At 60.1% G+C, this 18,266-nt stretch carries 18 protein-coding genes and 1 pseudogene; 13 read left to right on the forward strand and 6 right to left on the reverse strand.

The window, feature by feature from the left end; all coding sequences use genetic code 11:
• Positions 1 to 72: 72 nt before the first annotated feature.
• From LB526_RS07270 to traA, 3 genes are all read right to left on the reverse strand, one after another.
• Positions 73 to 3,213 (reverse strand): class I SAM-dependent DNA methyltransferase, encoded by a 3,141-nt coding sequence (locus LB526_RS07270; protein ID WP_224627046.1) that lies wholly within the window; start codon positions 3,211 to 3,213, stop codon positions 73 to 75.
• A gap of 289 nt (positions 3,214 to 3,502) precedes the next feature.
• Entirely contained in the window at positions 3,503 to 3,718 is a 216-nt protein-coding gene (locus LB526_RS07275) for a helix-turn-helix transcriptional regulator (RefSeq protein ID WP_224627047.1), read from the reverse strand.
• A gap of 129 nt (positions 3,719 to 3,847) precedes the next feature.
• A complete protein-coding gene (traA, locus tag LB526_RS07280) occupies positions 3,848 to 6,895 on the reverse strand; it encodes a Ti-type conjugative transfer relaxase TraA (RefSeq protein ID WP_224627048.1) in 3,048 nt (1,015 codons plus the stop codon).
• A gap of 172 nt (positions 6,896 to 7,067) precedes the next feature.
• Between traA and LB526_RS07285 the strand changes: the two genes are divergently transcribed.
• The gene (locus LB526_RS07285; RefSeq protein WP_224582117.1) at positions 7,068 to 7,394 is read left to right on the forward strand and encodes a conjugal transfer protein TraD; all 327 of its coding nucleotides are present in this window, start codon (positions 7,068 to 7,070) and stop codon (positions 7,392 to 7,394) included.
• Between the two features lies 1 nt (position 7,395).
• Positions 7,396 to 7,644, forward strand: coding sequence for a conjugal transfer protein TraD (locus LB526_RS07290; protein WP_224582116.1), 249 nt, complete (start codon positions 7,396 to 7,398; stop codon positions 7,642 to 7,644).
• A gap of 280 nt (positions 7,645 to 7,924) precedes the next feature.
• Here LB526_RS07290 and LB526_RS07295 read toward each other — a convergent pair.
• Positions 7,925 to 8,201 (reverse strand): annotated as a pseudogene (locus tag LB526_RS07295) (zincin-like metallopeptidase domain-containing protein); the annotation flags it as partial.
• Between the two features lie 211 nt (positions 8,202 to 8,412).
• The gene (locus tag LB526_RS07300; RefSeq protein ID WP_224627049.1) at positions 8,413 to 9,108 is read right to left on the reverse strand and encodes a helix-turn-helix transcriptional regulator; all 696 of its coding nucleotides are present in this window, start codon (positions 9,106 to 9,108) and stop codon (positions 8,413 to 8,415) included.
• A gap of 91 nt (positions 9,109 to 9,199) precedes the next feature.
• Between LB526_RS07300 and LB526_RS07305 the strand changes: the two genes are divergently transcribed.
• The 5 genes from LB526_RS07305 (at position 9,200) to LB526_RS07325 (ending at position 12,645) form a co-directional block, all read left to right on the forward strand.
• On the forward strand, positions 9,200 to 9,598 hold the full coding sequence (locus LB526_RS07305; protein ID WP_140691910.1) for a VOC family protein: 399 nt from the start codon (positions 9,200 to 9,202) through the stop codon (positions 9,596 to 9,598).
• Between the two features lie 1,398 nt (positions 9,599 to 10,996).
• Positions 10,997 to 11,158 (forward strand): hypothetical protein, encoded by a 162-nt coding sequence (locus LB526_RS07310; protein WP_224582114.1) that lies wholly within the window; start codon positions 10,997 to 10,999, stop codon positions 11,156 to 11,158.
• Entirely contained in the window at positions 11,159 to 11,392 is a 234-nt protein-coding gene (locus tag LB526_RS07315) for a DUF982 domain-containing protein (RefSeq protein WP_224627050.1), read from the forward strand. It begins immediately after the preceding gene.
• Positions 11,393 to 11,477: 85 nt separating this feature from the next.
• Positions 11,478 to 11,660, forward strand: coding sequence for a hypothetical protein (locus tag LB526_RS07320; RefSeq protein ID WP_140691922.1), 183 nt, complete (start codon positions 11,478 to 11,480; stop codon positions 11,658 to 11,660).
• 799 nt (positions 11,661 to 12,459) lie between these two features.
• Positions 12,460 to 12,645: a hypothetical protein gene (locus LB526_RS07325; RefSeq protein ID WP_140691926.1), complete on the forward strand. Its 186-nt coding sequence runs from the start codon at positions 12,460 to 12,462 to the stop codon at positions 12,643 to 12,645.
• Between the two features lie 28 nt (positions 12,646 to 12,673).
• Here the strand turns inward: LB526_RS07325 and LB526_RS07330 are convergent, their stop codons facing one another.
• Positions 12,674 to 12,889 carry a hypothetical protein gene (locus tag LB526_RS07330; protein ID WP_224627051.1) on the reverse strand — a complete coding sequence of 72 codons (216 nt, stop codon included), beginning with the start codon at positions 12,887 to 12,889 and terminating at the stop codon, positions 12,674 to 12,676.
• Between the two features lie 24 nt (positions 12,890 to 12,913).
• Between LB526_RS07330 and LB526_RS07335 the strand changes: the two genes are divergently transcribed.
• From LB526_RS07335 to LB526_RS07360, 6 genes are all read left to right on the forward strand, one after another.
• Positions 12,914 to 13,144 carry a hypothetical protein gene (locus tag LB526_RS07335; protein WP_224582111.1) on the forward strand — a complete coding sequence of 77 codons (231 nt, stop codon included), beginning with the start codon at positions 12,914 to 12,916 and terminating at the stop codon, positions 13,142 to 13,144.
• 310 nt (positions 13,145 to 13,454) lie between these two features.
• Complete coding sequence (locus LB526_RS07340) at positions 13,455 to 13,664, forward strand: hypothetical protein (RefSeq protein WP_224582110.1); 210 nt, start codon at positions 13,455 to 13,457, stop codon at positions 13,662 to 13,664.
• 12 nt (positions 13,665 to 13,676) lie between these two features.
• Positions 13,677 to 13,946, forward strand: coding sequence for a hypothetical protein (locus LB526_RS07345; RefSeq protein ID WP_224582109.1), 270 nt, complete (start codon positions 13,677 to 13,679; stop codon positions 13,944 to 13,946).
• 523 nt (positions 13,947 to 14,469) lie between these two features.
• Positions 14,470 to 14,997, forward strand: a complete 528-nt coding sequence (locus LB526_RS07350) for a beta-class carbonic anhydrase (RefSeq protein WP_224627052.1) — start codon at positions 14,470 to 14,472, stop codon at positions 14,995 to 14,997.
• A 447-nt stretch (positions 14,998 to 15,444) separates the two neighbouring features.
• Positions 15,445 to 17,853: a PAS domain S-box protein gene (locus LB526_RS07355; RefSeq protein WP_224627053.1), complete on the forward strand. Its 2,409-nt coding sequence runs from the start codon at positions 15,445 to 15,447 to the stop codon at positions 17,851 to 17,853.
• Positions 17,854 to 18,022: 169 nt separating this feature from the next.
• Entirely contained in the window at positions 18,023 to 18,217 is a 195-nt protein-coding gene (locus LB526_RS07360; RefSeq protein WP_263483172.1) for a response regulator, read from the forward strand.
• The last annotated feature ends 49 nt before the right edge of the window (positions 18,218 to 18,266 follow it).

The following is an 18,266-nucleotide window of genomic DNA, read 5'->3' on the forward strand; positions in this document are numbered from 1 at the left end:
CCGGCCCCTCACACGACTTATGGGAGCATCAAAGCAGGCCTCTGTCGATTCTTCTAAGAGTCCGGCTGTGGTTCACGCGCCGCGGCGGACATTCTTTCGTGTGCGCTTGGCCCCAGCCTCCTGGGGACCAAACACGTTAGCGGAACTCTTTTCCTTTGTAGTAGCGGCGCGGAGGCCACCGTCTATCGGCAATTTCATCTGCGGGGCGCGTCGAGCCTCTTCAGGCGTGGGGTTGCGGGGTTTCCTGGCCTTTCCGGACATTCTTCGCGCGCCGACAGCTTCGCGTGACAGATTCAATTCCAGGAGCTTCGCAATGGCCTCCTCATCGGAAATGTCGGCGGGCCAGCTATAGGCGTTAGCGACGGCGGCATCCAGTTTCGCGTGTGCGTCAATCAGCCATTGCGGGCGCCAATTGTATAGATTGGTTAGAGTGCGTTCGCGAAGGACTGCCTGAGCGGCTGTATCCTTCGCGAGGACCCGATCCGGGAAGTCAGAAACCACCTCGGGCCTGACCTCGACAAGATCGGTCGGATTGAGCCACGCGTTGCGCAAATCAACGAGCTTACGGGCAGCTATCGATATCGCGAGGGCGCGCGAATCCTTTTCGTAGCGAATTGCGGGAAGATCCGGAGACAGACCAGCTGGAAATGGGAAGGTCTCGAATACGCTGGCACTGTTGTATGTCGGGTCATTTCCGACACCGTGCCACGAGCATGTACCCAAGCTCCAAGCCTCGTGAAACCGCGAGTGCAGAATCCCGAAGAAGACATCATCCGACCGGGAAAATGCGAATATCCGGGAGTCGGGTAAAACCGATTGGTCGAGCCAGACGAACGTTCGATGCTTAGCAACGCGGGGTGTTGCCACATACCGTGAGTGGCCACGCAGAGCCGAGTGCAGGGCTGGCCGTGGCTCTACATGTCGCCACCAACGTTCCCGGTAAGCGTCCCGCCTGTTCTTCGTACGCTCGGGAAAGACGTGCTCCTTGATGTGCTGAAAAGGCGCCTCGTAGAGGGCGGCCTGGTGCTCGGACATTTCCCAGCCAAAATCTATAATCCACATGTCACGGGGATGCCGAGTCACATCCATGCCATTGCGCCAAGGCCGTAGGACGTCTGAATTCGGCCTGCCGTTCGGATTCACCGGCATTCTGAGCCAGGACCGCGCGAGCTCGCCGGGCACGTCGAAGGCGCCACCCTTCGTGTCGCCCATGAATGCAATGTTTTGATTTTCAACAAGCCGGCGGGCCTTCGTCAGGTCGGTGGTTCCAGCCGTCAGATCGGAGTTTATCTGGGCGACCATCTTGCCATCGAGCCGCAGTTCGTCTTCGCCGTCGCCAAAGCAGAAGAGCGACACGCGTACGGATGCGCCGTCGACGACCCACGGCTCGTCACTCCATGCCTCGAACAGGCGGCTCTCTGAGGCGATCTGATCCAGCACCTTTCGGTTCGCGCCGCCGCGTATAGAGTTCGTCGTGACAAGCCCGACCCGGCTTGTCTTCCCCGCTGCCACAGCCGCGCGAGACTTCTCCACCCAGTAGCAGACAAGATCGGCTTCGCGGGCTACGCGCCCGTCGTAGACCTTGAATAACCGCTCCACCCTGGGATCACCCAAGGACTGGCGCATCAAACGCACGCCGAGAAACGGCGGGTTTCCGACGATGAATTCCGCCGGCGGCCATTCTGCTTCACCGTCGCTCGACGTCGTCCTAAGCGTCGCTAGCAGGTCTCCCTGCTCGTCTCGAGTCATGTCTTCGTCTTCACCATCCCTGATCAGCGCATCGCGTCTCTCGATCGCGTCGAGCTTGCGAAGGATTGGAATCGATTTCGAACGGATGCCGTTCTTGATCTGCCATTGTATGTCGCCGATCCAGATAGTCGTGCGTGCCAGCTCGGCAGCCATAGTGTTGATCTCGATCCCGCGAAGGATCTCCGGCCCCACCAGCGGAAGCTGGGCCGGCAGCCCCAGCATCTCGCAATCGAGGTTGACGCGATGCTCGATATCCTTAACGCCTTGAAGGGCGAGATAGAGGAAATTCCCGGAGCCGCAGGCGGGATCCAGGATTCGAAGTGTTCGCAGGCGCTCCGTAAAGCGAGAGCGGACCTCCGCCGCGGCTTCCTGACCGGTCATCCGCCGGGCTTGCTTGCTGCGCATCGGCGGCTTGCGACGACCTTCCAGAAGTTCAACGATCTCCAGCCGCGCCAGGCCCCATTCTTGACGAAGCGGCCTCAGGATCACCGGTTCGACCAGTCTCATGATCTTTTCCGGATCGGTATAGTGCGCGCCGATCTGTGAACGCTTCTCCGGATCTAGGAAGCGCTCGAACAGGGTTCCGAAGATCGTCGGGTCGATGAGGCCCCAATCGAGACTGTCGGCCGCGACAAGGAGGCCGATGTCGTCATCGTCGAGTCGCAGCGCCCGTCGGCCATCAAACAGGCCGCCATTGAACCATGCGATGTCGGTGAGGTCGAACTCACCTCCGCGCTCCATCGCCTCGAATAGTTTGCTGAGGTAACCCATCGCGCGGTCGGGTGCGCGAGCGGCTTTCCTCAGGAGCTTTGTGAACAATCCGTCCGGCAGAAGACTCACGCTCTGAGCGAAGAAACAAAACACGAGTTGGTTTACGAAATGGGCGATCTCCTCCGGGGTGCCGCGCCCCTGAAGGCGCAGGGCGATTGTTGAGAACTTATCCGCCGCTTCCTTAGTGACGGCGGCTCGTGTCCTGCTGGGCCGGAGCTTCTCCGGGTTGAAGAAGACGTTGCGCAGCATCTCGCGCGCGGTAGGCTCGGCAAGGTCATCGAGTGCTATCTCGTAGGTGTACGGAACCGTGTTGGTCCAAGCGGTGTGGATGCGGAGGCGCGCGATGTCACAGACGATGTGGAGAGGTGGACTTGAAAGCGCCGGCGCGTATCGCATCAACTGGAGCAGAGCCTCGTCGAGGTTTCCATTCTTGCGCTTGTATTCCCAGGCGAAATATCCCTTCTTCCAAACGTCTGCGAAGCCTCTACCACCGCCAAGCTTGTTAGCCCCCTTCTCGAATGCGAAGAATTCGCCGTTCGGATCCTCTTGAATTGGAGATGGGTGGCCAACCAGAGCGCAGATATCGAGGAAGTGCTCCTGTGCGGATTGGCGTTCACCGAGTTCTGCTCTCCGCCATTTCTTGATGAAGGCGGTCGGCGTCATGGGCGGCAGCCCATCGGCACCAGGTGTCATTGCGCGTCCCCTCCGAAATAAGCTCAGTCCGGTTGGGAATTTTGCCATGCAACTACTGATATTTCTTTACCAGACTAAATTATTGCTTGAGCGGAGAGGAATGCTCAGAACACACGAAACGAAGGACGTATCCACGCAGCGACGATCTTCTGGATATTTTATCGACGAGCAGCTGGATTGCTTTGCTTTGATGCCGATCGACACGTACAGGGTCAGGCTTGAGGCGCCTGAACTCGTTGGGGTCGAAAGGAATGCTCATCGGCGGCAGCAACGTGTGATTCGACCGCCATTAAGCTCGGGTCGTCCCTCCCGCCCTGATGTGCCAGGAGACGGGGTCAGCGACCCACCGATTGATATCAGATTCCCTCCACCCAGCGCCGTTTACACTGATCTTGATCTGAGCCGGAAACGTGCCTTCGGAGATTTTGCGGTACATTGTTGATCGGGACAGGCCGGTACGCGCGAGGACGGTCCTGAGGCGAATGATACGATCCGGCTCAGTCATGGTTGCGTTGCCTTTCGCTGAAAGCATTTGGCACATGTTGGAACCAGACAGGACAACCCGAAGCTTACGCACAATCAGATTTGTCACGTCATCGATCTGGGGCGTGGGAACGGCGGCAAATCGGAGGGTTTAGATTCCTATGCCGCGTCCGCTGCCAATGCCGTGGTTGAACGCGAGTTCCACACCCAGGCGCCGGCCGGATTCGGTCTGAATGCCAAGGGCCCTCTTATGATTGGCGAGCAGCGATTCCAGTTGCGGATCGCGTTCGAGGCTCTTGGCCATGTCCGACATAGCCGAGCGCGTCGACTTGTAGCCGGACATATCGCCGGCCTGGTATTGGTCCTGGCTTGTCCGGTGGAGCTTCTGCCAGCGTTCCACGAAACGGTCTGCGCGGCGGACCGGATCGATATCCAGTCCGGTTCGGATTTCGGTTTCAAGCTGGAGAGCAAGGACAATGCGGGTGACCCGGCCGGCCGCCGCTTCACGGACCAGCTCAGGGTTCTTGATGTAGGCCGCTTCGGCATCGCGCCAGCCATGCGGCCGAACCTTCTCGAACGCGCTGCGGGCATCCCTCAATTCGCGTACCTGCTCGGGACTGCCCTGTCCGTCCGCGTTCCCGCTGCCGATAACAGCGTCGAGAGCGCGCGCGTGGCGCACGAGGGCCTTCGTGCGAGCGCTGCGCAACGACGCTTCCGAGTCCATCGGCGCATCCGTTTCCGGCTGCGCCGCTCTGGCGGAAGTTTCCCTTACGGACGCGGCGGCGGCATCGCCGTGTTGCCTTCCATCGTCTCCTCTTTCCGGGCTGCGCCCACGGTCCTGGCCGGGCTCGGCGTCTACGGGCGAGCGCAGACCGTCGAGCAGTCCGCCGATCCTTTCGCGCAACTTCTCCGGCACGATCCGGCGCACGATTTCGACCACGCGCTGTCGGAACGTGATCCCGCGCCGCTCGGCATAGGTCTGCGCTGGGTGGACCTGATCGTAGTCCGACGCCATGTCCTTGGCGCGAACACGTGACAGCGTGCGGACGAGGCGTTCGCGAGTGGCAAAGTCATCGCTGCCATAGTGCATGTCCATCCCATCGCGATGCCGCGACAGGCCGACGTAGCTGCCATGCGCATCCATGCCTGGCGTTGCCAGCACATGGACGTGGTCAACTGTCATGCCCTGAGCCTTATGAATGGTCGCGGCATAGCCATGGTCAATATGTGAGTAGTTTTTCAGGTCGAAGCGCACCGACCTGCCGTCGTCGGTTTGAACCGTCATGCCATGGACGCTGACCTCTTCGATCACGCCTAGCGTGCCGTTCTTGACGGCGAGCCCGCGCTCGTTGCGCAGGAACATGACTCGGTCGCCGCCTGCGAACTTCCTTGCACCGCGTTCCACTTCCACCTGAACATCGTCCTCGAGATCTCCGGCAGCGCGCATGCGCTCGCGTGCTGCCTGGTTGAGTGCGCGCACTTCGTCGTTTGTGTGAGTGAGGATGATGCGGCTTGCCTCTGGGTCTGCCTGCCTGTCGCGATCCCAGCGTTCGACCAGATCACTGAGCGCCTCGTCGCGCGACGCAGCCTGGTGCACCATGCCTTTTTCGTCGTAGGCGCTGATCGCATCGCTGACCTTGCCGGTTGCCAGATCGCGCGTGGCGTCGCGCTGCCAGTCCTCGCGCTGGCGCCGCACCTGGCCGATCTCGACGCCACGGTGCCGCTCGTGAAGCGAACGGAACGCAGCGCCGGCTTCGATCGCCTGCAACTGCTGCGGATCGCCAACCAGCACGACCTTTGCACCAACGTCTGCCGCATGGGAGAGCACGCGCTCCAACTGGCGCGTGCCGACCATGCCGGCTTCGTCGATCACCAGGACATGGCTGGCAGTGAGTAGGTCGCGGCCCTGGCCCCAGTTATGTTCCATGCTGGCGATGGTGCGCGAAGCAATTCCTGATCCGCTTTCGAGATTCTCGGCCGCAATGCCGGAGAGTGCCGCGCCTCGAACCTCGAAGCCTGCTGCTGCCCAGACCTGGCGCGCGACTCCCAACATGGCGCTCTTTCCCGTTCCAGCAAAACCGACAACGACACCAAGACCGCGGGCATCCGTGATGTGATCTAGTGCACCGGTCTGCTCGTCTGACAGAGCAAGGCCGCGATGCTTGGCATGCGCCAGAGCTGCCTCGCGATGTGTCTGACTCCCCGCATGCCGTCCCTCTGCAGCCAGGCGGTCCGCCGCACGATGCAGGCGCTGTTCCGTCTCGATCATCTGCCTTGTGGTGAAGCGATCTTCGCCGCGTCCGTCCTTGCCTAGTTCAACCAGGTCGGGCGCTCCGCTGATGGCTCCCCTCACCGCGTTAAACTGCTCTATCCCGTCGCTGTGGCGATGCGCGAACTTCGCAATGTCCTTTCGGGTAAAGGTCGATTGCTGGTGCGTGATGGCGTCGAGCGCCACGGTTGGATCGGCGATGATGCGCGCGCCATTGTTGCGCGCGATCTCGCGGTGCAGTTCGGCGCGATCTGCTTCAATGCCGGCAGCGTCAAGGCTGCTACCCTCAATGCGTTGGGCTGGTGCTCCGATCTGGGTTTGCGGCTCCAGGGCAATGCCCTGCGCTTCCAGGCTGCGATGATCGATGCGGGCGTCGATGTCGAGTTCGGCCAGGCGCTCGTTGGCAAGCTCAGCCCATCGCTCGCGCCAGCGCTCGACCAACTCGGTTTGATTCCAGTCGCGCACCTTTGGCCCAAAACCGTTCTCGTCGACCGACCGCATGGTGAGCATGACATGGGCATGAGGTTTGGGACTGCCATCCTCTGCCCTGTCCCAATGCACGTTGAGATCGGCGATCATGCCCTTGCTGACAAACTCAGCCTGAACGAAGTCGCGCGCCAATTCGATGCCTTGCGCCTGGCTCAATTCACGCGGCAGGGCGAACTCCACTTCGCGCGCAAGCTGCGCGTCCTTGCGGACCTCGAACGCCTCGACATCGTTCCACAGCCGTTCGCGGTCGCGCCAAGCCTCCGGTGCATCCTCCGGCAACATCACCTCGGAATGAACAACACCCCGTTTGGCCGAAAAATCATGGCTGCGCTCGATCCGCTCGTCACGCAGACGCGAAGCCGAGCGGTAGGCGGCCGACGCGACAGCGCTGCTCCCAGCCTTGCGGCCAATGACCTTGACGTGAAGATGATAGATCGCCATCGCGACCAGACCATTTGCACGTCTAAGCGTACGTCGGCACGACGTATAAGCGCGCCCTCCCTCGAAAAATTCTCGGGAGCGACCAGCCCGTCCCGGGCTGTCTCGGCAACCCTGAAGCCTTCCGGCAGGCGCTCCCCTATCATCCTCCGATCGACAACCGACGGAGACAGCCATGCGCAAACAGCGAGACTTCGACGCCGAACTGAAGGCGCTGGAAGAAAAGGCGCGCGAGCTCAAAATACGAAAGGTACAGCAACTTGGCGAACTGGTGATCGCCACCGGCGCCGATCAACTCAGCACCGACGAACTGGCCGGCGCACTAGTCGCAATTGCCGAGACGAAAGACACCTCAAAGCGCGAGGCATGGGTCAAGCGTGGGGTGATGTTTTTCGAGAGCCGGTCCCGGCGAACTGCTTCGGCATCTCAGCGCAACCCACGCGGCGCTCCAGCGCAACCGGTCAGCCCACAATCGCCGGCAAGCGGCACAGGCTCGCAATGATATGCGCACCTGGCAGGTCGAGCGTCGCAAGCGCACACGGCTGCTCATCGAACTTGGTGGGCTCGTCGTCAAAGCAGGCATTGTCAAGCTCACCAATGACGATCGCGCCACGATGTACGGCGCGCTGCTCTGGATTGCCGAGAAGCTGCAGAGCCATGAAGGCGAGCAAGCGCGCGACCTCTGGGTTGCGAAGGGGAAGCAGGCGTTCAATGCGGAAAGGCATGAAGGGGGAAAGGATCAGCGAACTTAGCGGCGCTTGCGCTACGCCGCGGCCCCGACGTCAAATATCTCGAACCGGACTGAAGGAAAGCAAGACCTGCACTTGTTGCTGCGCCCCTGGTGGAAGAGCTGAGGTCGGCGGAGCCTTGCGAAAGCTACCTGTTCCAGGTCTCAGGCCGTCGAGTAACAAACTTCGGAGATCACCGACACAACTGATAACCCACCTTGGCATGGCGCCCACCCGGTCCAGAGCAGCGCAGCGCGGCCGGATTGAGCAGACCCCGTCGCGCCGTTGCCCGGCAGACCAGACATTACGCAGCCAAGCCCTTAGCCTTCGCCTGTGCATGCAGAAACGCCACCGCGCGACCGGCATGTGATGCAGCGGTGAATATCGCCCGCGTGTCGTCCTTCAAGACCTTCAGCCAGCTTGCGACATAAGCTGCATGATCATCGCGCGTCTTGGGGGTAAGCTGGAGATCGGCGCACAGAAAGGCCGCGCCAAGTTCCGCCACCAGCTCTTCCAGGGCCCTCATCGCCAAAGCGCTTGCGGCCTAACTCCCGGTCAAGGCGCTTGGGATGTTTCGTCCATGGCCATTATGCCGATATCGGCATAAGGGGCATTATGCCGTAAGTCGGATTATGCTGCATGCCTGATTTTGGCCACTGTTGAGCTAGCGTTCAGCGATGCGACAGTTAGGCATAATCAGAGCGGTTCGAGGGGGGCGAGTATGGATGTTTTGCGAAGGTCTGGTTACAGGCAAGCGACCTAGGAAGCGGACTAGGGCTATCACCAAACGTGTTAGCGGACAGGAAGTTGTTTCTCTCGCAATGTCTGCCAGCGCCGACGCAACTCACCATCGCGTAGGGAAATGGCCTCTTCTGAAACCTCCACCGCCACAATGCGATCGGTGCGGAAGTGCCGAAGGTCCTGCCGCAGTTCACACCAGGCCACCAGCAATCGGCTGGTCTCGGAATAACCGAGAATGACCGGCCACACAGTGCGCGTTGTCGTCTCATCGGCTTTCGAGCGATAGCGAAGACGCAGCTTTCGTCCGTCGCAAATTGCCTGGCGGATAGGCGCAATATTGATGGTCTCGTTCGGCGGCGATTGCACCGGCCGTATGGTCATGCTTGGTTCGGCGATGAACGGCCGCAGTGCATCGGGAACGACGGCAGCGATTTTGCTAACGACATCGCTAGCAGCAGTGGCGATGAGCGCATCCGAATGAGAGGAAACCCATTTGGCGCCCAGAAGGATGGCTTCAATCTCGTCTGGCGTGAACATGAGGGGCGGCATGTCGAACCCAGGATGGAGAATATAGCCGAAGCCGGCCTCACCGGTAATCGGCACCCGCTGGCCCATGAGGTCCGCGATGTCGCGGTAGACCGTGCGCTTCGAAACCTCCAGTTCCTGCGAGATAGCAGCGGCCGTCACCGGCCGGCTGCTGCGCCGCAGGATCTGGATGAGCTGAAAAAGACGGTCGGCTCTGCGCATATGCTGACTCCTGCTGCCATAATGCTGGCAACAGCGATGTGAGACAAGCCTGTGAAGATGCGGCAAAGGCATCGCCATCCAGGAGTTTTTCATGAAATTCGCATCCGCTCGCATCATCGCCGGCGACATCAAACAGATGGTCGCCTTCTACGAAATGGTCACCGGGGTCACGGCAAACTGGCTGGCGCCGGTCTTTGCCGAACTCGTCACCCCTGGCGCAGTCCTTGCGATCGGCTCGGTGGAGACTGTATCGCTCTGGCAGGAAAACAGCGCCCAGCCAGGAGATAACCGCACTGTTTTTCTCGAGTTTCAGGTCGATGACGTTGATGCCGAATACGCGCGCCTCAAGGATAGCGTTCCCCTTGTGCATGAACTCAAGACCATGCCTTGGGGCAACAAGACATTCCAGTTCCGCGACCCGGAAGGAAGTGCGGTATCGCTCTTCATGCCGGCAACGGAAGATGCCAAACGCCGGTTCATAGGACGATAATCAGAACGACAGATAGGGTGCGCGAGCGCCCCGCGCGCAGTAGGCAATGCAACAATGGCAAACATGGCGTCGCAGACGTAGCGCTTTCCGTTATCGAGTCGAATGACTGCTATCAGGATATCTGGAACTCGATGGCGAACGTCTGTGCTAGGGTCGAAAACTGCCGCTAGGCTGGAAAACAGATATGGATTTGACGTGAAGATTGTCGCTCCAACAACATGGAGCACAAGAGACGGATATATCAAACCAGACTACCTGCCTCGATCCCCACTTCACGTCGTTCGAGGAAAGTCTTTCTTCCAGGACTTACAAACCTGACACCCCTACGAATTATCGCTACCTGCTTCGCGTGGGCGGCAATCGGCGTCCCAACTCGACAGCAAGGTCCGGCGTCAAAGCCGACGGCGCAATGCCCTCGGCCTCGAGCAAGCGGGCGAAGCGACCGTGATCGTCTGGAAGGTTAGCGGCTGGCTGCGGCGTTGTCATTGTCCGCTGGGCCCTTGCGGGTCGTCGGGGTAGACGATTCGGCCCTCTTTCTTTCCACGCAGATTTTCATTGCTTTCCCGGGGGTCTTGCCGCAACGGTAGGCACTCGGGTTTGTAGGGTGGAGTTGGGCTGGTGGACGTTCAAGCCGACCATGGTCGGGCGAGCACCGCTAAAAAGCTTGTCCATGCAGCGCTCCTAAACGCGTTTCCCATCAATGCCGCTATCCTCACCCCCAGTTCGACAGCACTGGGAGACCCCCCTCGACGGTGCTGCGGGCTGTGAGGGTCGGGTCGCTGCGCAGGCAGAGCGCGCTGAGCTGCCGAGCAACTTCGAAACCTACCTTCTGCGACAGCGCAGCCTCAGCCCGCGCATGGTCTATCACGTGCTCCGGTTCGCGGATGCTTTCTCGATCATCGCTTCGGCGACCATATGCTCGATCTGCCCGCTCTGGCGCGCGAGATGTCGTGGCATTCATGGAGCACCTTCTGACGCGCAAGCGACCGTTCCGCGACAAGACACCAGCCACGCATTTGCGCAGCTTCTTTCAATATCTGTTCCCCCAGGGCCTTACGACTACGCACCTGTCGCTTTGCGTCCCTCGGGTGCATTAAACCCTGGGGCCCAAGACTTCCTCGTCATCTGTTGCCTGACGAGGTGGAGGCAGTCGTGGCCTCGCAATTCGCGGCGCGATGCACGCGACTACGCCATGCTGCTGATGGCCCGCCTTGGCTTGCGCGCGCTCGAGGTCATGGCGATCCTACTCGACGATATCGACTGGCGCGCCGGAGAACTGCTGGTTCGCGGAAAAGGCCAGCAACATGATCGGCTGCCTATCCCGCCGGACGCCCGTCGCCGCGAATGCCTCCCTCAATATCGTGTTGATGACTTGGCTATCCTTGAACGAACAGTTGGGTGCCCGATGCGTTTGGCGAAACGGTTTCGATCAAAGAAACCATCGCTGCCGTCCGCGAACAGGGTCCCAATCTCACCGAGACCGATTGCCAACTCACCGAATGCATCATGTACGAGGCGATATTGCTTGGCCGGTTCGTCGCCTTCGACATGCACGAATAGATGCGCACGCATGGCGCGCTATGGTTCTCGCCGCCGGTCTCGGTGAAGACCCGCCAAACGGGCGTCCGCTATGAGGTCAACAACGTCCAGGCAGCCGCCGAGAACCTGCTTGAGTGGCCCGAGCGTGGCCGCCACTGGAATAGGGCGTTGCAGGCTTGCCTCGATCTGACCCCGGATGATGTGCGCGCCGCATTCGAGACGGCGGCACGCAAGGAAGGCATGCTGCTCGATTGATAGCAGGGCAATTCGATCGGGGAACGATTCCCTCCCGGGTGAGTTCCGCCCTTGAGGGCCGGCCCCCAAGGGATGCCACTGCTCAATGTCTACGCTCAACGAATCTCCCCAAATCTTTCGGCAGCTGGCCACTTCAGAAGGTTTCCGTCGGAGGTTGCGCAAGCAGCTGGACTTGGGCGTTGAACTGACGCTGCCGAAGTCCTTTACTGAATTGCTAGGGGCGCTGGATCAGCAGGAAGAGGAACAGACGCTGGCCCGCAGGCACTGAATTCTCAGCCTACCCAAAGAAAAGCCCATCGCAGCTAATGAGGGTAGGCGACGGGCTTCCCGCGATCGCCCTAGCGACGGAGTTCATATCCTCACCGCTAGCTTGCTGGCCTGGGACTCCTTGGAACAGTGCTGGGGGCTATGAGGGTCGAGTCGCCGGGTAGACGATTCGGCCCTCATCCGATTTGATCACTCGGATGCTCGGGACGGACGAATGGGAAAAGGCTTGGGATAGTCGCGAGCAACGCACCGACTTATTAGGACAGATCGACGAGATTCACCAACGAAGCGCCGACGTCGCGGCCATAGAACAGTTTGTCGGGAAGCGACTGGCGGACCTCTTCCCGAAAGTCTTGCCTTCCGCAACGACCGGGGCGCCCCAATGTTCTCTTTGTTTCTGGCCATATCGAACCCCGAGCCGAAGGCTATTGGGCTGGCAACCAAGATCGGGAATCACATTCTCAAGGCGTCGATGGAACGGGCATCTCGTCATAAAGGCGACCGTTGAAAGTTCGGCCGGCTGCTTTCTTATTCTTCCCGCCCGCCGCCGTCGGGATCATGCTGGAGCTTCTGGGACGGGTGCTCCCCGTCCTAGGTGTCCCCTAGGCCCGGCGGCTTACCACTCCCCCGAAGATACGTTGGCTGCCGGGCCGCCCTTCTACCAGCCATCAGCGCGCATTCCTCGTCGCCGCTCTCTTGGCACCGCCGAAGCGCCGATCGCGTCTTGGCGCCTCGCTGTGGCCCGATGTAGGTCCCACGGGACGCTGGTGCTATGCCTGCGTAAAGCGTGGGAGCAACAAATGGCCTACACTGTCATCTGGTATGGAGTACGGGGCATTATCGACAAGGTGACCTTTGACGCTGAGAAAATGGCGAAGGATCACGCAATCACCATGTTCCCGACTCGAAAGGGTGACGATGGAGTAGTGTCGGTCGAAGTTCGCAAGGACAACGGCGCTGTCGTCTTCAGCCACGCGGAGAATTAGGAAAAGCTCTCAGGCCAAAGGTTGCGGCCTATGCCGCCTGCCTGCGAACCGCCTGCTGCCTATCCAGGGGCAGCTTGGCGAACTGGCGGACGGTGATCCCGCAGCCCAAGGCCAGCACTGCGGCATGCCGTTTCTCGCCCCGCAGACGGCCAAGGCGCGCGTATTGCCATTCGTTGGGCAGGCGATAGGTGCCGACGAGAGAGCCCGCTTGCGTTGCAGCCTCCAGTTGCGCAATTCTGCTCATGCGAGTCTTTTCGGGGGATAGACAATGTTTCACGACATTTGCCTGGAAGCCTATCGTCTGGGCGGGGTGGACGCAGTCAACTCACTCCTCAAGCAGCAATTTCCGGCCGATGCCGATCGGATCCGCGCTATGGAAGATCTTGAAGACACTGGTTATTGGTCGATCTCGTGGCACGAGAAAAAGCATCCCGACGGCGGGATTTACCGCGACTTCGGAAATGTGAGGGAATACCTAGCCGACGAGGGAGAGCATTGATGGTCCGTTTGTTGCACGAAGCGTTCCAAATGAGGGCTTGCAATTATGCCCGCCAGCTTATGGGCAAGGCGTCGAACCCTCGCGCTGCTTCGGCGTCATCGCATGACTCGTGAACTGTAGATTCCGGTCGTCGCGGCCGGCGGCACGGCACTCGGCGCCGCCGGCCGCCAGGACGGTCGCAAGCGCCAGCGCGGTGAGGATGAGCGAGGCGATCGAGGGGCTCGACGCGCGACCTGGCTGCCACAGGAACAAATGCCGGGCTCGCTTGTTGATTCCGTGAAGGGACCTCAGCCCGCAAGGAAACGGGACGATGCTTGAACTTGTCGTTCTCGAAATGGCGGTCGCAAGGCAACGCGCGCAGCGAGCCGAGCGCACCCTGAAGCAGGCCACGGCTATGCTCGACGAAAAGCACGGCCTCGCGGTCAGCCTTGCACTGTGCCGCCGGATCCGAGCCGGCCAGGCGAGAGCGAAGGCAGCCAAGCGGCGGCGGCTGAAGATAACGCCGCCGACCGCCCATTGAGGAGCCGATACCATGACGACGATGATGTTCGCTCCCCTCGATTTCGACCACCGCGAAGAGCGCTCCGATCTGCACCGGGCAGCGCGGCTGGAAATGCTGCACGATCGTCTGGCGAAGCGTCTTGACCGTATTGAACGCGCTGCCGATGAGGTCGAGAAGGCGGCATCGCTTCTGGTCGACGTCACGCATGGCAAGGCGACAGAGGCATTTGAAGACGCCATTCGCAGCAATTCGTCGGCGGCGTTCCTGCACCTGGACGCGGGGCAGACATTGGGCATGTGAAGCGAGCCGGGCTGTCATGTGCCCCTCATGGCTTCGAGCATTTCGCATCGTCGCGCCCTTCCGGCCAGCGCCGCCACCATTCTCGCTCGAGTACGCTTGCCACAACGTCGCCGGCCGGCGTCCGTTATGATCGGCTTGGATGGTTGGAGACGTCCTCACGATGGGCTCGGCCAAGGGAGAGGATCGCCAACCGTTCAAGTTCTACGTGTGAGTTCGAATTCCCACGTGTGAGTTCGAACGTTCTTCACGTGGCGCCGAAGTACGAGCCGTGAAAAGGCACCGAAACCCCGCCGGTACGCTTCAGCGGCCCAAAGCAGGAAAGAGGAGTTGCTGCCGACTCGGCATGTGTCGTTGTCGGCCGGCGATGTCCGCTTCCTGGCTTCTGCCCGTTGGTCGGAAATGGCCGACATTCAGTCGGCAATTTGTCGGTCCACCCGACACCTTGGTCTCATCGACAGCGGCAGCTCTCCAGCGGACTATGACTGCCGCAATTGAAGCGGATTGCTAAACAAGGAGAAAGATCATGAGTCTCATCGATAAGGCTCTAGAGGCCAATGAGCGGTATGCCCAGGGGTATGACTCAAAGCTGGGGGCGCACCCTCGGCCAAAGATTGCGATCGTAACCTGCATGGATCCGCGGCTCTCTGACCTAGTGGGAATCTTAGGTTTGAACAATGCCGACATGGACGTAATTCGCACTGGCGGTCCGGCTGTAACAGATGATGTGATGGGGGAACTTATTGTGTCCACCCGGGTACTGGGCTCAGCAGAGATTATGCTGCTCAACCACACGGGCTGTGGATTCACGAGCTTTACAGACGAGGATTTGAACACAAAGTTCAGCGCGCAGACTGGCGACGCAACGCCGGCGCCTATGCGATTCTTCTCATATAAAGATCCTGAAAACCACACGAAAGAGCAAATAACGAAAATTAGATCGCACCCATGGATTGCTAAAGACGTTCCCGTGCGCGGCTTTATTTTTGATGTCGACACCGGTGGTTTGACGGAAGTGACGGTGGAAAGCGAGCAGTTGTCAGAGCAGAAATGAATATATTCGCCAGCGGTGGTGGAGAGGACCCATCCCGCCGTGGACCGAGTGTGGAGTAAATGGTGCCGTAGGTCGCGGCTAGTGTGGAATTGACTTGCGCCGCATCCCCGACGTCCGATCCGTCCAAGCGCCGCGTGAGAGCGGTCGTTGGTGAGCCGGGCCCGCGGAGGAAGCAATAATCTTGCGCTCTGCTAACTCTGTCGTGCCAGTTGGGCCATACCGTGTTCGAGCACCTCGGGTCCAGCGACCAACGGTCGTGCGACGAGTGCCACCTATGATAATTTGGATTTGGTGCTCAAGGCGGGAGCTTCCTGAAGTTGCCTAGCGCTGCTGGCGGGTGTACCGAATTGGCCGGTCATGCCGGGGTCGGCATTTGTGGCGACTGCCGCCCAGGAGCAGCCTGGAATCCTACGCGGCCGAAGGCTTCGACGGGAGACAGGCGGCCAAATGGAAATGGACATACCTCAACTTACGGCGGATCTCGCTCGCGCTAACGAAGCACTCCATCGCGAAGTGGCCGAGCGACGGTTTGCGGAGGACGCGCTTCGGGCCAGTGAAAGTGAGCTGCGCCTGACGCTCGACACCCTTCCAGCGGGCATTATCGTAGTCTCTCCAGAGACAGGAATCACGGACGCAAACAAACGGCTTCTGGGATATCTCGGGTACACGCTTGAGATACTGAAGCAATGGACGACGACCGATATGGTCCATCCCGACGACTTCGGTGGGACGTTGAAGTACTTCCGAACGTTCATGACCCTGGATCGAGAAAGCCGGTTCGAAACTCGGATACGACGATTCGATGGCGTCTATCGATGGTTCCAGGTCCGCAACAATCCGTTGCGAGACGCCGATGGCCGCATCCTCCGCTGGTATGGGGTGCTGACCGACATCGATGATCAGAAAAAGGCGGAGCTAGCGCTGCGCGAAAGCGAGGGTCAACTCCGGCTAGCGGTGAACACCACCCCCGGCCTGATCGCCACCTTCGCGCCGAGCGGTGCCGCCGAAGACGTCAACGCCCAGTTCCTTGAATATCTCGGCCAGACGATCGAGGAATTTTCGAACTGGCCGACGAACGGCACGGTCCATCCCGCCGATGTCGAACACCACGTTGAAGTCCTGAGGGGATCTTTCCATTCAGGACGTCCGATCGACACGGAAACGCGACTGCGGCGCTTCGACGGGGCGTATCGCTGGTTCCAGGTCCGTGGTCTCCCAGCCAAAGATGCCGATGGACGCATCATCCGCTGGTACTGTCTGATGATTGACATCGACGATCGCAAGCATGCTGAACAAGCCCTCGCGGCCAGCGAGCGCAACCTGCAAGTCACCGTCGATGCCATCCCGGCATTGGCCTGGTCAGCACATCCAGACGGCGCGGCCGACTTCTTCAATCAGCACTATCTCGACTATGTCGGGCGATCGCTCGACGACTTAGCGGACTGGGGCTGGACGTCGGCAGTGCATCCAGAGGATTTGCAGCGATTGGGTGCCGCATTGGAGAAAGCCCGGGAGACCGGCTCGAGCGCCGAGTGCGAGGCGCGGCTATGCGGTGCCGACGCCAAATACAGGTGGTTCATCTTCCGAGCGAGCCCACTACGCGACGAAACCGGAGCGGTCGTCAGGTGGTACGGCATCAATACTGACATCGAGGATCGCAAACGCGCCGAAGACGAGTTGGTGAAAAGCGAAGCCTCGCTCGCGCATGCGCAGCGCGTGAGCTCCACCGGAAGTTTCGTGTGGATCTTAGCGACAAGGGAGATCACGTTCTTTTCGGAAGAACTCTACCGGATCTTCGAGTTCGATTCGAGCGTGCCGATTACCGTTGAGCAGATCGCCACCCGGGTCCATCCCGACGACATCCCGCTGCTGACGACTAAGCTTGCAGAGGCGCAGGCCGGTATTGTGGATCACGATTACGACGTTCGACTCCGCATGCCCGACGGCCGCGTCAAATATCTGCGCACAGAATCGCGCCCGGACACTCAAGTTGACGGGCAGAAGATCTTCGTTGGCACCATGCAGGACATTACAGAGCGGAGATTGGCCGAGGAGGCTGTCAACGAGCTGCGCACAGAATTGGCGTACGTCTCGAGGGTCAGCACCCTTGGGGCGATGACGGCGTCGATCGCTCATGAAGTTAACCAGCCGCTTTCGGGTATCATTACTAACGCCAGCACCGGACTGCGCATGCTCGCGTCCAATCCGCCAGATATCGAGGGCGCGCGCGAAACCGCGCGGCGCACAATCCGCGATGGCAATCGCGCCGCCGAAGTCGTCAGCAAGCTGCGCGCCTTGTTCAGCAAAAAAAGTGAGACCACCGAGTCAGTCGACCTCAACGAGGCTGTGCGAGATTTGCTCGCCCTGACGACCATCGAGTTGCGGCGAGGACGGGTGGACCTCGAGGTTGATCTCGCGCCTGACCTGCCGAAGATCGTTGGCGACCGTGTGCAGCTTCAGCAGGTCGTGTTGAACCTTCTTCTTAACGCGGCTGATGCTGTGAGCGAGATCGAGGATCGACCGAGGCGCGTCACACTCAGCACCGCAATGGACGAAGACGGTCAAGTGAAACTGACGGTAAAGGACAACGGCGTAGGTATCGACCCGGAGAGTATCAATAGAGCCTTTGACGCGTTCTATACGACCAAGCCGACCGGCATGGGCATCGGTCTATCTGTCAGTCGGTCAATCATCGAGCATCACCGCGGCCGCATCTGGGCAAGCCGAAACGCCGACACGGGGGCGAGCTTCTCGTTCGCGATCCCGCAGCCTGCGGTGCAGGTTGTTCCAGCCGAGCCCGCAGGGCACACGCCACAAGGAGCGAAGGCATCCCACGAAGGAAGCCCCAATGCCTAAGCGCCCCTCGTGACAATCATCGATGATGACGAGTCTGTGCGCGAGTCTTTGCCTGATCTGCTGAAAGTGCTCGGTTACCCGTTCAGGCCTTTCCCTCCGCACAGGCATTTCTCCCCTCGAAAGACCTCGAAAGACGCGATGCCTAATCCTCGACATCGCAATGCCCGATATGACGGTGGCCGAACTGAGAACCGAGCTCAGGCGTCACGGCCACGATATTCCGGTGGTGTTCATTACGGCACATCGCGACGAGTCGATCCGCCCGTTACTAGACGGTCGGGACGCGGTTGCATGTCTATTCAAGCCAATTAGCGAAGCCGCTCTCGTGGAGGCGCTCGATAGAGTTTTTTCAAAGCTAATTTAGAAGACGCCGTGTCTCGCCGGAGGTGGAGCGGAAAGGATCGCAAACTCTG

Source organism: Mesorhizobium sp. CA6, assembly GCF_020165035.1.
GTDB lineage: Bacteria > Pseudomonadota > Alphaproteobacteria > Rhizobiales > Rhizobiaceae > Mesorhizobium.